The following is a 13,633-nucleotide window of genomic DNA, read 5'->3' on the forward strand; positions in this document are numbered from 1 at the left end:
CATGCGGCTGCTGCTGGTTGAAGACGAAATTGCACTGGGTGAAGGGATCTGTGACGGTTTGCGCCAGGAGGGCTACACCCTGGACTGGCTTCGTGACGGTGTCAGTGGCTTGCATGCGCTGCAACATGAGAGCTTCGACCTGGTGATTCTGGATCTTGGTCTGCCTCGCATGGATGGCCTGGAACTGTTGCGACGGGTACGCGCCGGTGGCGAAAGCCTGCCGGTGCTGATCCTCACGGCACGGGATGCACTGGACGACCGTATATCCGGCCTCGATGCCGGCGCTGACGATTACCTGGTCAAGCCTTTCGACCTCAACGAGCTCAAGGCGCGCTTGCGCGCCTTGCTGCGGCGCAGCGCCGGGCGCGCCAAGCTGTTGATCGAGCATGCAGGCGTCAGCCTCGATCCGGCCACCCAGCAAGTGCACTACAAAGGTAACGAGGTGGTGCTGACCCCCAAGGAATACCTGCTGCTGCACGAACTGTTGGCGCAACCGGGCAGGGTCTTCACCCGTGAACGCCTGACCCAGCTACTGTATGGCTGGGACGAAGAGCCCGAGAGCAATACCCTGGAGGTCAATATCTACCACCTGCGCAAGAAGCTGTTCAACGGTCTGATTCGGACGGTGCGCGGGATCGGCTACCTGGTCGAGGCCAAGGCATGACTTCGCTACGCCAACGCACACTCTGGCGGGTGATGCTATTGCTGCTACTGGGCACCGGCCTGCTGGCGCTCTACAACTATCACGACAGCCGCCGCGAGATTAACGAAGTCTATGACGCCCACCTCGCCCAGAATGCTCGCCTGCTACAGGGCGTCATGAACATGCCGGTGCAGGAAGGCTCACGGGAAGTGCTGTATCAGGCCTTCAACGAGGCTCTGAGCAAGGCAGGACGGCATCAGGTCGGGCACCCGTATGAAAGCAAACTGGCTTTCCAGGTGTGGCAGGAGGGGGCAGGCCTGCTGGTGCATACCCCCAGCGCACCGACCATGCCTCCTCCAACTGCGGCGGGCTTCTACGATTTCACCTCCGCTGGCGAACAGTGGCGTGGTTTCGTGTTACCGGTGCCGGAGAAACACTGGGTGATCTGGGTAGGCGAGCGTGACGACGTACGTTACGACCTGATCGACCGCATCGTGCGTCACACCTTGCTGCCTTTTCTACTCGGCAGCCTGGCATTGGCATTGCTGGTCTGGGCCGCCATTGGCTGGGGACTTGGACCGCTCCAGAACATGGCCAATGTCATACGCGGGCGTCACGCCGACTCGCTGGAGCCTCTGCAACTGGTGCCCCTGCCCTCGGAGCTTGAGCCCATGCAGGCCGCCATCAACCGCTTGCTGGCCCAGATCAAGGACCTGCTACGGCGCGAGCATCGGTTCATCGCCGATGCCGCCCACGAAATGCGCACGCCGTTGGCGGTCCTGCGCCTGCATGCACAGAACGCCTTGGCTGCCAGTAACGATAGCGAGCGGCAAAAAGCGCTGGGCTTTCTCATGGGCGGTGTCGATCGGTTGACGCGAGTGGTCAATCAGCTGCTGACACTGGCCCGCGTCGAACCCCGGCTGGGTCAGCGTGCGACTACCCGCGTAGACCTGGCCGAAGTGGTCGCCGACACACTGGCCGATCTGACCCCATGGATACTGGACCGGGGGCTGGAGCCCTCCCTGGAGATCGACGAAGGCGACCATCACTTGGTGATCGATGCTGGCGCGCTGGGCATCGCCCTGCAGAACCTGGTGTCCAACGCGGTAGAGCATTCACCGCCGGCAGGCCGCATCATCGTGTCACTCAAGCGCCTGGACAACGCCTTCGAATTAGTGGTCGAGGATGAAGGCCCGGGTATCGATGAAGCGAGTCTTTCCCGTGTATTCGAACGGTTCTACAGTCGTAACACCACGAACGGTGCAGGTCTGGGTCTTTCGATAGTGGCGACTATCATCGATCGCCTTGGGGGCCAGGTGCGACTGAAAAATCGACCGCACAAAGGGCTGGCAGCCACCTTGCGACTGCCCATGGCGTGATGTCGAGGCCCTTGACCGGTCATCGATCAATACAGGTATGATGGCTGCTGCTGAATTGTTTCTTCACTGCCAGGATGCCCGATGCTGACCGCCCTGCTGTTCGACCTCGATGGGACCCTCACCGACACCGACACCCTCCACCTGCAGGCATTTCGCAAGCTGCTGCACGAGTACGACGGCCGCGAACTGACCCAGGAGCAATTCAACGCCCAGGTCAGCGGGCGTTCCAACGGTTTGCTGTTCAAGGAGCTGTTCCCCCAGGCCGATGCAGCTGAGTGCAAGGCTCTGGCCGACCGCAAGGAGGCGTTGTTCCGCGACATGTCGCCCACGCTCGAGCCGATGCCGGGCCTGCTGCGCCTGCTGGACCACGCCGAGCGCCACGGCATCGGCATGTGCGTGGTGACCAATGCCCCACGGCTGAATGCCGAGCACATGCTAGGGGCCATGGGCCTGGGCAAGCGCTTCGAGCATGTGCTGGTGGCCGACGAGCTGGCCCGGCCCAAGCCCGACCCCTTGCCCTACCTCACCGGCCTCCAGCGCCTGGAAGCCAAGGCCGAGCAGGCACTGGCCTTCGAGGACTCGCTGCCCGGCGTGAAGGCGGCGGTCGACGCCGGGATCTTCACCGTGGCCCTGGCCACCACCCAACCAGCCGAGCGCCTGCTGCAGGCCGGCGCGCAACTGGTGATCGAGGATTACAACGACCCACGGCTGTGGGCGTTGATCAAAGAGATGCAGGCGTAACCTGCTCCTCGACAGGAGCGGCGGTTCGCCGCTGCGACTTGGCCCGCGCCTACCGAAGAGTGGTTCAAGCCCGTCGCGCAACCATCAGGAAGATCACCAGCGCCAGCCCCGGCAATACCGCGCCCACCAGCGCCACGCCATTCCAGCCATAACCCGCATACAAGGCACTGGCCACCGCCGACCCCAGCGCACCGCCGATGAAGATACTGGTCATGTACACGGCATTGAGCCGCCCACGGCTGGCCGGGTCCAGCGCGTACACCTCACGCTGGCCGATCACCATGTTCATCTGCACGGCGAAGTCCAGCAGCACCCCGGTCAACCCCAGGCCGATCACGCTGTAGCCCGGCGCACTCAATCCGAACAGCAGCGACAATGGCGCCAGCACCAAGGCCAGCAACGACGCCTGGCGCGCATGCCCGGCATCGGCAAGGCGACCGGCAATCGGTGCAGCAATCGCGCCCACCGCGCCCACCAGCGCGAACAACGCGATCTGGCTCTGCGACAGGCCATGTTCGGTCGCCAGCGCCAAGGGCACGGCGGTCCAGTACAGGCTGAACGTCGCGAACATCAGGCCCTGATACAGCGAACGCTGGCGCAGCAACGGGTAGCGCCGAAGCAGCCCGCCCAGCGAGGCCATCAACTCGACGTAGCTGGCCTTGTGCTCCGGCACACGTCGCGGCAGGGTCACGGCCAGCAGCACGACGATTGCCGCCATCAGCACCGCCGCCCCCAGGAACACGGCACGCCAGCCGAAGTGATCGGCCACCAGGCTCGACAAGGGCCGTGCCAGCAGGATGCCCAATAGCAGGCCACCCATGATGTTGCCCACCACCCGGCCACGCTGTTGCTCCGGCGACAGATGCGCAGCCAGTGGGATCAGCATCTGCACCGCCACCGAACTGAAGCCGATCAGCAAGGCATAACCGAGAAACAGCTCACCTTGGCCATGCCCGCTGCTGCCCGCCAGGAGCAGGCTGGCGCAAGACAGCACAGCCGTGGCGATCATCAGCCGACGGTTCTCCACCAGGTCGGCCAACGGCACCAGCAACAGCAGGCCCAGGGCGTAACCCAGCTGGGTAAGCGAGACGATCAGGCTGGCACGCTCGGTGGACAGCCCAAGGTCAGGCGCAATCAGGCCGACGATGGGTTGGGCGTAGTAGATGTTGGCAACGATGGCACCACAGCAGAACGCCAGCAGCGTCACCAGGCCTCGGCTCAGTGATGTGCCGGATGTAGAGGATGTCGCTAAAGAAGCAGTCATTTCAGATTCTTCACACATGGCAAGACATGCGACGCACCTTAGCGGCCAGGGCCTGCCGAGGGAATCGGGCCACAGCGCAAAGCGCCGTTGCGCCAGGCGCAACGCCACCACGTTCAAGGCCTGAGCAACGACTCGCAGAACTCGATGAAAGCCGTTACCCGCCGCGACCAACGATGGTTGGGCAGATACAAGGCGTTGATATTGCCACTGGCAGCGATCGGATTGGCCTGCCAGCCCGGGAACAACCGCACCAGACGCCCGGCAGTGACATCGTCACGTACCAACCAGTCAGCCAGCAGGCTGACACCACTGCCCGCCACCGCCGCCTCGCGCAGTAAATCGGAGTTGGCGCAGCGCAAGGGCCCGGTCACATCCACCTCGATCAGCTCATCACCTTGGCGCAGTTGCCACGGTCGCCCCAGGCCACCATAGCGAAAGCGCAAGCAGGCATGCTCGCTCAGTTGCGCGGGGTGCTCGAGCGCAGGATGGCTGGCCAGGTAGTCCGGGCTGGCCACCAGCCAGCGCTCGAAAGTGCCCAGGGTCCGGCTGACCAGCTCGTCGCTCGGCGCCGGATCACCCAGGCGAATGGACAGGTCATAGCGCCCGTCAAGCAAATCGTCGAAGCGATCGCTCAGGTCGATATCCAGCTCCAGCGCGGGGTAGCGGGCCATGAAGCGCCCCAGGTGTGGCGCGATCATCCGCCGCCCGAACTCCACCGGCAGGCACAGGCGGAGCACGCCCACCGGTTCCTGTCCACGATCGGCGACGCTGGCATCGGCCTCGGCCAGGGCCGCAACGATAGCGCGGGCGCGCTGATAGTAGCCGACGCCCGCCTCGGTCAGGCTGACCTGCCGGGTCGAGCGGTTGAGCAGGCTGGTACCCAGCTCGCTTTCCAACGCATCGACCAGGCGCGTCACCGACGAGGTCGCGACCCCGAGCCTTCGGCCGGCAGCGGAAAAGCCCTGAGCCTCAACAGTCGCCATGAACATCTTGATGGCTAGCAGCTTGTCCATTGGCGTGGTTCCGTGCAGAAAATCCCGGAACCTTCCTACAATCACAGTCCGGAATCAAGAAAGGCAAACGTCCATGCCCGACAACCTGTTCAGCCCCCTGCCCCCGCTCGACCCTGCAACAGCCGAGCAATTCGACGAGCTGCTGCGCCGCCCGGGACTGCGCATCGAGCGCATCGTCTCCAGCGGCCAATGCAGCCCGCCCGGTTTCTGGTACGACCAGGCCGAAGGCGAGTGGGTGGTGGTACTCAGCGGCAGCGCCGGGTTACGCCTGGAGCACGAGAGCGAAACACGCATACTAAAGGCGGGCGACCACCTGGATATCCCGCCACATTGCAGGCACCGCGTAGAGTGGACGCAAGCCGATGCGACGACAGTCTGGCTGGCAGTGTTTTACGGGAGCGCCACCGACTAGAGCTGCTTGAGCGCGATTTCCGCCGCCCCACCCTTGCCATCGCGCCGCTCGCTCATCCAGTCGTTGACCTTCTGCCCGAACTCGGCCGGCGCCTTGCGCCCGAAACGCCGCGCCAGGTCGAGGATGGTCTGCTGGGCGAGTGCCTCTTCCATGCGTTTCTGCGCGCTGAGCATCACCGCATGGATGGCACAGGTGCCCTCGGTTGCCCATCCTGGCGCCGTGCCGTCGAACAGCGAGCAGCGCTCGCGGATCTCGCGGCAATCGAAGATCTTCTTCGGCCCATCGATGGCATTGACGATATCCAGCACGGTGATTTCATCCGAAGGCCGGGCCAGGCGAAAACCGCCGCGCACGCCTTCGGTGGCCGCCACCAGCCCGGCACGCGCCAACTTGGTGAAGACCTTGGCCAGGTATTCCTGCGGCACCCCTTGCAGTTCGGCGAGATCGCGCACGCTGGACTCGCGGCTGTCGCCGCGCTCGTCGATGAGAAACAGCAGGCAGTGAATGCCGTACTCGACGCCCGCGCTGTATAACGACATATCAATCTCCGACCAAATTTGTCGCAAATAGTACGCCCTTCTCCAGAAACTGGCAAAGCCGTCGGCCACCACCGGTCGCCCGCCTATTTTTTTCAATCGCCCAGAACCCCTGATTTATCGCTGCTTTACCTGCAAAGCGAGGGCCGCCCGCGACTGCCCGTTAAAAAAAAGCTTGTCGCTTTAAACTACGACCAATATAGTCGTAGTTACTCGGCAAGCGCAGCAATGCACGCCGAACCTCGACCCAAAACCCTTCGACCCTCTCGCGGAGCCTGTCCATGAATCCACACATCCTGATCATCGGTGCCGGTTTTGCCGGCGTCTGGAGCGCCCTGAGTGCCGCCCGCCTGCTCGACCTCGCCAAGCGTGGCGACATCCACATCAGCGTGCTCGCACCGCAGGCCGAGCTGCGCATCCGCCCGCGCTTCTACGAGGCCGATGTGCACTCGATGAAAGCGCCGCTTGGCGAGCTGTTCGAGGCTGTAGGGGTGAATTTCATCCAGGGCCATGCCCAATCCATCGATGCCGACGCACGCTCGGTCACCTATATCGACGCCAATGGCCAGACCCGCCACCTGGGTTATGACCGCCTGGTGCTGGCCGCCGGCAGCCAGGTCGCCCGCCCCGCCTTACCGGGCCTGGACCAGCACAGCTTCGATGTCGACCAGATGGAGTCGGCGATCAAGCTGGAGAGGCACCTGACCGACCTCGCCAGCCTGCCGGCCTCCCCGGCCCGCGACACCGTGGTGGTGTGCGGCGGCGGTTTCACCGGTATCGAGACCGCCACCGAAATGCCTGCCCGCTTGCGCGCAGTACTCGGCGAGCAGGCCAATATCCGCGTGATCGTGATTGATCGCGGCGCACAGGTCGGCGCAGCCCTCGGTGCAGGCATCACCCCAGCCATCGTTGCCGCCTCGCAGCAAGCCGGCGTGCAATGGCTCACCAATGCTTCGGTGATCGCGGTGGATACCGGTGGCGTGCCCCTGGATAACGGCGAGTACATCGCCAGCAAGACGGTGATCTGGACCGCAGGCGTCAAGGCCAGCCCGCTGACCGCGCATATCGCCGGCGAGCGCGATGGCCAGGGCCGCCTGCGCGTCGACGAGCACCTCAAGGTCATCGGTCAGCAGTACATCTACGCCACCGGCGACGTGGCCTGGGCTGCAGTCGATGACCTGGGCAACCACGCGCTGATGACCTGCCAGCATGCCATCCCCATGGGCCGTCACTCGGGCAACAATGCCATGGCCGACCTGCTCGGCGAGGCGCCGGTGGTGTATCGCCAGCCCAAGTACGTCACCTGCCTCGACCTGGGCGACTGGGGCGCGGCGTTCAGCGAAGGTTGGGAACGTGAACTGAAGCTGCAGGGTGACGAAGGCAAGCAGCTCAAGCGCCAGATCAACTCGGTGTGGATCTACCCGCCAGAGGCTGATCGCAGCAAGGCCCTGGCCGCTGCCGATCCAATGATCGCCATCGTTTAAGCGAATAAACCTGACAGATCCGTCAAAAAATGACGGATCTGTTTGTACCTGTAGTTACATTGAATGACTGGTCAATAATAGTGGCACCGTGGCATTATTGACGTCAAAAAACCCACTAAAGTTAAGGATATTGTACTTTCCCGCAGCGCACCGAGACGCCTGGCCCTTTCGCCGGTTCCGGCCCCGCGCCCCAGCGCTTGAAGCCTGCACGCCACATTCAAGGAGTAGCTCCATGCAGTTAAGGAATATGAAGATCGGTATCCGGGCAGCCAGCGTATTTACGCTGCTGGGCGTCCTGGTACTGGTCATGGGCTTGATATCGCTGTACGAAACCCGGCGCATGGACAGCGCCACCGATGAGATCCGTGTCACCTGGATTCCGGCGATCATTTATCTGAACGAGGTCAGCACCAATCTCGGTCGCGCCCGCGCCATGACTCTGCGCAGCGTGATCGAGGAAGACCCCGCCGTCCGCCAGGCAACTCTCGGCCGCATCGGCGAGATCAATGCTTCGCTCGAGGTAGGCATCAAATCCTACGAATCGACCATCATCGAAAAGGACGACCGCGCCCTGTTCGATAACTTCGTCTCCCTCGCCCAGCGCTACCACGGCCTGCAGAAGTCGATCCGCGATGCCGCGGCCAATGGCGACATTGTCGAGGCCAAACGCCTGGTCAACGGCCCGCTGGCCGAATACGCCGACTCGATGATGAAAGCGCTCGGCACCCTGATCCAGTACAACTCCGACGGTGCCGACAAAGCCTCGCAGCGCAGCAGTGACGCCTATGACGAAGCCTTTGCCCTGATCGTGCTGTCGTTGGTGGTGATCATCCTCGCGCTGGTGGCCATCGCCGTGCTGCTGACTCGCAGCATCGTCGTACCGCTGGCCGAAGCCGTGAGCGTCGCCGAGCGCGTGGCCACCGGCGACCTGACCCAGGAAATCCGCATCGTCGGTCGTGACGAGCCGGCGCTGCTGCTGCGGGCCTTGAGCCGCATGCAGGAAAGCCTGCGCGACACCATCCGCAAGATCGCCGCCTCGTCCGACCAACTGGCCTCGGCGTCCGAAGAGCTGCACACCGTCACCGAAGACACCAGCCGCGGCCTGCACCAGCAAAGTGCCGAGATCGACCAGGCCGCCACGGCCGTCAACCAGATGACAGCTGCCGTCGAGGAAGTGGCCAACAACGCGGTCAGCACCGCCGACGCCTCCCAGGGCGCCGACCAGACCACCCGCGATGGCCGCGACCAGGTCAACCAGGCACTGAGCTCGATCCAGCAACTGGTCGAGGACGTCACCGGCACCTCCAGCGAGATCGAACAGCTGGCCAACAGCGCCAACGAAATCAGCCGCGTGCTCGATGTGATCGGCTCGATCGCCGGGCAGACCAACCTGCTGGCGCTCAACGCCGCCATCGAAGCCGCACGGGCCGGTGAGGCCGGGCGTGGTTTTGCCGTGGTCGCCGATGAAGTGCGGGCACTGGCGCACCGGACCCAGCAGTCCACCGCAGAAATCGAACAGATGATCGGGGGTATCCAGACCGGCACCGAGCGCGCCGTGGGCTCGATGCACAGCAGCCAGGGCCGTGCCAGCGGCACCCTGGAGATCGCCCAGGCGGCGGGCCAGGCCCTGGAACTGATTGCCGAGGCGATCGCCGCGATCAACCAGCGCAACCTGGTGATCGCCAGCGCATCCGAAGAGCAGGCCCAGGTGGCACGTGAGGTGGACCGCAACCTGGTGAACATCCGCGACCTGGCGATGCAGACCTCGGCGGGCGCCAACCAGACCAGCGCTGCGGCGCAGGATCTGTCGCGCCTGGCGGTGGAATTGAACGGGATGGTGGCGCAGTTCAAGGTGTGAACTGAAACACCGGGGGCCGCTTTGCGGCCCTCTTGCCAACCAACTAGTCGCTCACACCTACTGCACGTCCCGCCTTCACCGCCGTGCCGCGAGTCGCCAGGCAATAATAGAGCGGCACCGTCACCAGCAACCCGAACAGCCACGACAGGTCCGCGCCCTCGACGATGTTCGAATACGGCCCCACATACAACGCCGTATTGGCGAACGGCAGTTGCACCAGAATCCCGCACACATAGGCGACGATGGCGTGGTGGTTGAAGCGCCCGTAGATCCCGCCATCGGCGCGGAAGAACGAAGCGATGTCGTATTCGCCCTTCTTGATCAGGTAGAAGTCCACCAGGTTGATCGACGCCCAGGGCACCAGCACCAGCAGCAGTGCCAGGATCAGGCCGATGAACTGGCCGATGAACCCCGCCGAGGCATTCAGCGCCACCAGCCCGCACCCGAGCAGGATCACCGACGCCAGCACTACCCGCACCCGCACGCTCGGCGTCCAGTGAGCGACGAACGTCTGGATCGCGGTGACGATCGACAGCACCGCACCATACAGGTTGAGCGCGTTGTGGCTGATGATATTGAGCAGGAACAGCACCATCAGGATCGGCCCCAGCCAGCCGGTGGCCTGCTTCACCGCATCCATCGCATCAGTACCTTCCGGCACGCACAGCACCGCCACTGCCCCGAAGCTGAAACACAGGATGGTGCCCAGGGTCGCGCCGAAATAGGTCGCCCAGAACGGCTTGGCGATACCGATCTCACGCGGCAGGTAACGCGAATAATCCGAGGTGTAGGGCGAGAAGCTGATCTGCCAGATGGTGCCCAGCGACACCGTGGCGATGAAGCCCGACAGGTTGAAGGCGCCGCGGCTGAAGAAGTCTGCCGGCAGTTCCTGGGCGAACATCATGATGAAGCCGGCCAGCAACGCCGAGCCCATCACCCAGGTACCGATGCGGTTCAGGCTATGAATGAAGCGATAGCCGATCACACCGATGGCCGTAGCGCTCAGGGCACCAATGACGATGGCCGTGGGCATCGGCACGCTCGGGGCGATACCGTGGATCGACTTGCCCGCCAGGACGATGTTGGAAATGAAGAAGCCGACATAGATCAGCGCGGTGAAGAACACGATCAGCAAGGCGCCGTAGCGCCCGAACTGGCCGCGGCTCTGCACCATCTGCGGAATGCCCAGCTGCGGTCCCTGCGCAGAGGCCAGGGCGATGACGATCCCGCCCAGCAGATGCCCCATCACGATGGCGACCAGCCCCCACAGCAGGTTCAGGTGGAACACCTGGACCACCATCGCGCCGGTGACGATCGGCAGTGGCGCGATATTGGTGCTGAACCAGAGGGTGAAGAGGTCGCGCGCCTTCCCGTGGCGCTCGGAGGGGGGAACATGATCGACCGTATGATTCTCGACAAACTGGTGTTGCGACGACGGTTGGGACATAGGATTTCAGCTCGAAAGGATCATTTTTATCGTTGTATGGAAACCGCTCGAGGCGGCCTCTCAGCTGAAGACCATATTATGGTATTCCAAACTTTTGACAACACTGCGCCGCGTTTTTTCAGCGCATCTGATCTGCCTTGTGCGCCACTGTGGCGCAGGGCTCTAGTCGTCAAGACCAATGAATACGGGGCCTTTACCGTTCATCGTGTGTTCCGGTGCGTGGAAAATTCTGCTTGCAATATAGGTATTACGGTATACCATCAGACACATCAACGATAAAAAACGCGGACCACCGCACGCCCCTTAGAGGTACACGCCATGATCGACGCAACCGTCTACAAGCACGTCCTGGGTTCCTTCCCGTCCGGCGTCACGGTCATCACCACCCTGGACGACGACGGCTCGGTCGTCGGCCTCACTGCCAGCGCCTTTTCTTCCCTGTCCATGGACCCGCCGCTGGTGCTGTTCTGCCCCAACTACAGCTCCGACTCCTACCCTGTACTGATCAAGCAGAAGCGCTTCGCCATTCATCTGCTGTCCGGCGAACAGCAGGCCGAAGCCTATGCATTCGCCAAGAAGGGCAAGGACAAGGCCAGCGGCATCCAGTGGACCCTGAGCGAGCTGGGCAACCCGCTGCTGGCCGGGGCCACCGCGATCATCGAGTGCGAGTTGTGGCGCGAATACGAAGGCGGCGATCACGCCATCATGGTCGGCAAGGTACACAACCTGATCGTGCCTGAGGACGCCCCACGACCGATGGTCTACTGCCGCGGCAAGATGGCCAGCCTGCCCGCCTTCGCCTGATACCTGCAGTTCGACGCAAGACTCTGTGGGAGCGGGCTCGTCCCGCGATCACCGGCAAAGCCGGTGTCATTCCGGACGCGGCGTGTTTCCCTGTGCCGCGCCGTCCCCACATCGACCACAACAAGCTCCGAGGAAAGCCCCATGAAATTTTCGCTGTTCGTACACATGGAACGTTGGGATGACCAGGTCAGCCACCGCCAGCTGTTCGAAGACCTGACCGAACTGACCCTGATGGCCGAGCACGGCGGTTTCAGCACCGTATGGATCGGCGAACACCACGCCATGGAATACACCATCTCGCCCAGCCCCATGCCGCTGCTGGCCTACCTGGCTGCCCGTACCGAGACCATTCGCCTGGGCGCCGGCACCATCATCGCGCCGTTCTGGAATCCGATCCGCGTGGCGGGCGAATGCGCCCTGCTCGATGTGATCAGCAACGGCCGCATGGAAGTGGGCCTGGCCCGCGGCGCCTACCAGTTCGAGTTCGACCGCATGGCCGGTGGCATGCCCGCCACCGACGGTGGCAAGGCCCTGCGCGAGATGGTCCCGGCGGTTCGCGCCCTGTGGCAGGGCGACTACGCCCATAAAGGCGAGGTGTACAACTTCCCCACCTCTACCAGCGTGCCCAAGCCAGTGCAGCACGGCATGCCACCGATGTGGATCGCCGCCCGTGACCCGGACTCGCACAACTTCGCGGTCAAGCATGGCTGCAATGTCATGGTCACCCCGCTGATGAAGGGTGACGAAGAGGTGCTGGACCTGAAGAACAAGTTCCAGGCCGCCCTGGACAACAACCCAGACGTGCCGCGCCCGCAACTGATGGTGCTGCGCCACACCCACGTGCACAGCCCGGCCGAGCCTGATGGCTGGAAGATCGGCGCCCAGGCGATCTCGCGCTTCTATCGCACCTTCGATGCCTGGTTCGGTAACAAGACCACCCCGGTCAACGGATTCCTGGAGCCCAGCCCCGAGTCCAAGTTCGCCGAGGTGCCGGCGTTCGCGCTGGAGAACATCCGCAAGAACACCATGATCGGCACCCCCGAAGAGATCATCGCGCGGATCAAGTACTACCAGGAGCTTGGCGTCGACGAGTTCAGCTTCTGGTGTGACAACAGCCTGCCGCACGAAGAGAAACGCAAATCGCTGGAGCTGTTCATCAAGGAAGTGGTGCCTGCGTTCAGCTGAATGCCTTTTGTCTGATTGATTGCGGGAACGGCCCGCTCCTGCGTGCGGGGGTGGGCATTTTTTTGCCTGTAGCAGCCCTCTCGCGCCCTGCAGAAGCGGGCTTGCCCGCGATAGGGCCCTAACAGGCAACCGTGCAAGAGAAATTCAGCATTCCTCTTGCACATCCAATATTATGGTATACCATCAGACAACAAAGCCTGATAACCCAAAAATCCAGGAGCCCCCCATGAGTTTCGAAATCCGCAAGATCGTCACCTACTCCGAAGAAACCCGCATCGAAGGCGGCAAGGCCACCGACAAACCCGTGACCATGGTCGGCCTGGCCGTAGTAATCAAGAACCCATGGGCTGGCCGTGGTTTCGTCGAAGACCTCAAGCCGGAAATCCGCGCCAACTGCTCTGAACTGGGTGCGCTGATGGTCGAGCGCCTGACCGCCGCCATCGGCGGGGCCGACAAGATCGAGGCATACGGCAAGGCGGCCGTGGTCGGTGCCGAGGGTGAGATCGAGCACGCGTCGGCGGTGATCCACACCCTGCGCTTTGGCAACCACTACCGTGAAGCGGTCCAGGCCAAGAGCTACCTGAGCTTCACCAACAAGCGCGGCGGCCCGGGCACCTCGATCCAGATCCCGATGATGCAGAAGGACGACGAAGGCCTGCGCTCGCACTACATCACCCTGGAAATGCAGATCGAAGACGCCCCGCGCGCCGACGAGATCGTCGTGGTCCTGGGCGCCTCCGACGGCGGCCGTCTGCACCCGCGCATCGGCAACCGCTACATCGACCTGGAAGAACTGGCTGCCGAGAAAGCCAACGCTCAATAACAATAAGCAGACAGGCCGGAGCCAAGCGTCACGGCACCGGCCTT

Annotated in this window: 13 protein-coding genes; 9 read left to right on the top strand and 4 right to left on the bottom strand. The window is 63.2% G+C overall.

The genetic code is table 11. The features are described 5' to 3' along the window. The first annotated feature begins 1 nt into the window (after nucleotide 1). The 3 genes from AC2CGW_RS20945 to AC2CGW_RS20955 all read left to right on the top strand — a co-directional run bounded on the left by AC2CGW_RS20945 (nucleotide 2) and on the right by AC2CGW_RS20955 (nucleotide 2,763). Entirely contained in the window at nucleotides 2-664 is a 663-nt protein-coding gene (locus tag AC2CGW_RS20945; protein WP_186663880.1) for a response regulator, read from the top strand. Continuing rightward, nucleotides 661-2,022: a sensor histidine kinase gene (locus AC2CGW_RS20950; RefSeq protein WP_186663878.1), complete on the top strand. Its 1,362-nt coding sequence runs from the start codon at nucleotides 661-663 to the stop codon at nucleotides 2,020-2,022. Before AC2CGW_RS20945 ends, AC2CGW_RS20950 begins: the two co-directional genes overlap by 4 nt. 81 nt (nucleotides 2,023-2,103) lie before the next feature. Beyond that, nucleotides 2,104-2,763: an HAD family hydrolase gene (locus AC2CGW_RS20955; RefSeq protein WP_186711255.1), complete on the top strand. Its 660-nt coding sequence runs from the start codon at nucleotides 2,104-2,106 to the stop codon at nucleotides 2,761-2,763. Between the two features lie 64 nt (nucleotides 2,764-2,827). Here AC2CGW_RS20955 and AC2CGW_RS20960 read toward each other — a convergent pair whose 3' ends face one another. Both AC2CGW_RS20960 and AC2CGW_RS20965 read right to left on the bottom strand, forming a co-directional pair. Continuing rightward, nucleotides 2,828-4,027: an MFS transporter gene (locus AC2CGW_RS20960; RefSeq protein ID WP_484574529.1), complete on the bottom strand. Its 1,200-nt coding sequence runs from the start codon at nucleotides 4,025-4,027 to the stop codon at nucleotides 2,828-2,830. 113 nt (nucleotides 4,028-4,140) lie between these two features. Next, on the bottom strand, nucleotides 4,141-5,040 hold the full coding sequence (locus tag AC2CGW_RS20965) for a LysR family transcriptional regulator (protein ID WP_186711253.1): 900 nt from the start codon (nucleotides 5,038-5,040) through the stop codon (nucleotides 4,141-4,143). 73 nt (nucleotides 5,041-5,113) lie between these two features. Here AC2CGW_RS20965 and AC2CGW_RS20970 point away from each other — a divergent pair, with 73 nt between their 5' ends. Then, nucleotides 5,114-5,452: a cupin domain-containing protein gene (locus tag AC2CGW_RS20970; protein WP_186663872.1), complete on the top strand. Its 339-nt coding sequence runs from the start codon at nucleotides 5,114-5,116 to the stop codon at nucleotides 5,450-5,452. Here the strand turns inward: AC2CGW_RS20970 and AC2CGW_RS20975 are convergent. After that, nucleotides 5,449-5,991 (bottom strand): RrF2 family transcriptional regulator, encoded by a 543-nt coding sequence (locus AC2CGW_RS20975; RefSeq protein WP_186663871.1) that lies wholly within the window; start codon nucleotides 5,989-5,991, stop codon nucleotides 5,449-5,451. The two genes, AC2CGW_RS20970 and AC2CGW_RS20975, sit on opposite strands and share 4 nt — an antisense overlap. A 278-nt stretch (nucleotides 5,992-6,269) precedes the next feature. Between AC2CGW_RS20975 and AC2CGW_RS20980 the strand changes: the two genes are divergently transcribed. Both AC2CGW_RS20980 and AC2CGW_RS20985 read left to right on the top strand, forming a co-directional pair. Next, complete coding sequence (locus AC2CGW_RS20980) at nucleotides 6,270-7,472, top strand: NAD(P)/FAD-dependent oxidoreductase (RefSeq protein ID WP_484574530.1); 1,203 nt, start codon at nucleotides 6,270-6,272, stop codon at nucleotides 7,470-7,472. A 247-nt stretch (nucleotides 7,473-7,719) separates the two neighbouring features. Then, nucleotides 7,720-9,330 carry a methyl-accepting chemotaxis protein gene (locus AC2CGW_RS20985; RefSeq protein ID WP_484574594.1) on the top strand — a complete coding sequence of 537 codons (1,611 nt, stop codon included), beginning with the start codon at nucleotides 7,720-7,722 and terminating at the stop codon, nucleotides 9,328-9,330. 43 nt (nucleotides 9,331-9,373) lie between these two features. Here the strand turns inward: AC2CGW_RS20985 and AC2CGW_RS20990 are convergent, their stop codons facing one another. Next, nucleotides 9,374-10,777: a purine-cytosine permease family protein gene (locus AC2CGW_RS20990; RefSeq protein ID WP_186669146.1), complete on the bottom strand. Its 1,404-nt coding sequence runs from the start codon at nucleotides 10,775-10,777 to the stop codon at nucleotides 9,374-9,376. A 318-nt stretch (nucleotides 10,778-11,095) separates the two neighbouring features. Between AC2CGW_RS20990 and AC2CGW_RS20995 the strand changes: the two genes are divergently transcribed. The 3 genes from AC2CGW_RS20995 (at nucleotide 11,096) to AC2CGW_RS21005 (ending at nucleotide 13,589) form a co-directional block, all read left to right on the top strand. Then, a complete protein-coding gene (locus AC2CGW_RS20995) occupies nucleotides 11,096-11,581 on the top strand; it encodes a flavin reductase family protein (protein ID WP_186669144.1) in 486 nt (161 codons plus the stop codon). A 141-nt stretch (nucleotides 11,582-11,722) separates the two neighbouring features. Then, complete coding sequence (locus AC2CGW_RS21000) at nucleotides 11,723-12,766, top strand: LLM class flavin-dependent oxidoreductase (RefSeq protein ID WP_484574531.1); 1,044 nt, start codon at nucleotides 11,723-11,725, stop codon at nucleotides 12,764-12,766. A 226-nt stretch (nucleotides 12,767-12,992) separates the two neighbouring features. Continuing rightward, a complete protein-coding gene (locus AC2CGW_RS21005) occupies nucleotides 12,993-13,589 on the top strand; it encodes an amino acid synthesis family protein (protein WP_054892016.1) in 597 nt (198 codons plus the stop codon). Nucleotides 13,590-13,633: the final 44 nt, after the last annotated feature.

The sequence above is a fragment of the Pseudomonas sp. SYWMCR5 genome (assembly GCF_057197165.1).

Excerpts from the sequence above, each read along its gene's own strand:
- AC2CGW_RS20990 (WP_186669146.1), bottom strand. The coding sequence starts at position 10,777 with ATGTCCCAACCGTCGTCGCAACACCAGTTTGTCGAGAATCATACGGTC.
- AC2CGW_RS20980 (WP_484574530.1), top strand. The coding sequence starts at position 6,270 with ATGAATCCACACATCCTGATCATCGGTGCCGGTTTTGCCGGCGTCTGG.
- AC2CGW_RS20975 (WP_186663871.1), bottom strand. The coding sequence starts at position 5,991 with ATGTCGTTATACAGCGCGGGCGTCGAGTACGGCATTCACTGCCTGCTG.
- AC2CGW_RS20960 (WP_484574529.1), bottom strand. The coding sequence starts at position 4,027 with ATGACTGCTTCTTTAGCGACATCCTCTACATCCGGCACATCACTGAGC.
- AC2CGW_RS20945 (WP_186663880.1), top strand. The coding sequence starts at position 2 with ATGCGGCTGCTGCTGGTTGAAGACGAAATTGCACTGGGTGAAGGGATC.
- AC2CGW_RS21005 (WP_054892016.1), top strand. The coding sequence starts at position 12,993 with ATGAGTTTCGAAATCCGCAAGATCGTCACCTACTCCGAAGAAACCCGC.
- AC2CGW_RS20970 (WP_186663872.1), top strand. The coding sequence starts at position 5,114 with ATGCCCGACAACCTGTTCAGCCCCCTGCCCCCGCTCGACCCTGCAACA.
- AC2CGW_RS21000 (WP_484574531.1), top strand. The coding sequence starts at position 11,723 with ATGAAATTTTCGCTGTTCGTACACATGGAACGTTGGGATGACCAGGTC.
- AC2CGW_RS20955 (WP_186711255.1), top strand. The coding sequence starts at position 2,104 with ATGCTGACCGCCCTGCTGTTCGACCTCGATGGGACCCTCACCGACACC.
- AC2CGW_RS20950 (WP_186663878.1), top strand. The coding sequence starts at position 661 with ATGACTTCGCTACGCCAACGCACACTCTGGCGGGTGATGCTATTGCTG.
- AC2CGW_RS20965 (WP_186711253.1), bottom strand. The coding sequence starts at position 5,040 with ATGGACAAGCTGCTAGCCATCAAGATGTTCATGGCGACTGTTGAGGCT.
- AC2CGW_RS20985 (WP_484574594.1), top strand. The coding sequence starts at position 7,720 with ATGAAGATCGGTATCCGGGCAGCCAGCGTATTTACGCTGCTGGGCGTC.
- AC2CGW_RS20995 (WP_186669144.1), top strand. The coding sequence starts at position 11,096 with ATGATCGACGCAACCGTCTACAAGCACGTCCTGGGTTCCTTCCCGTCC.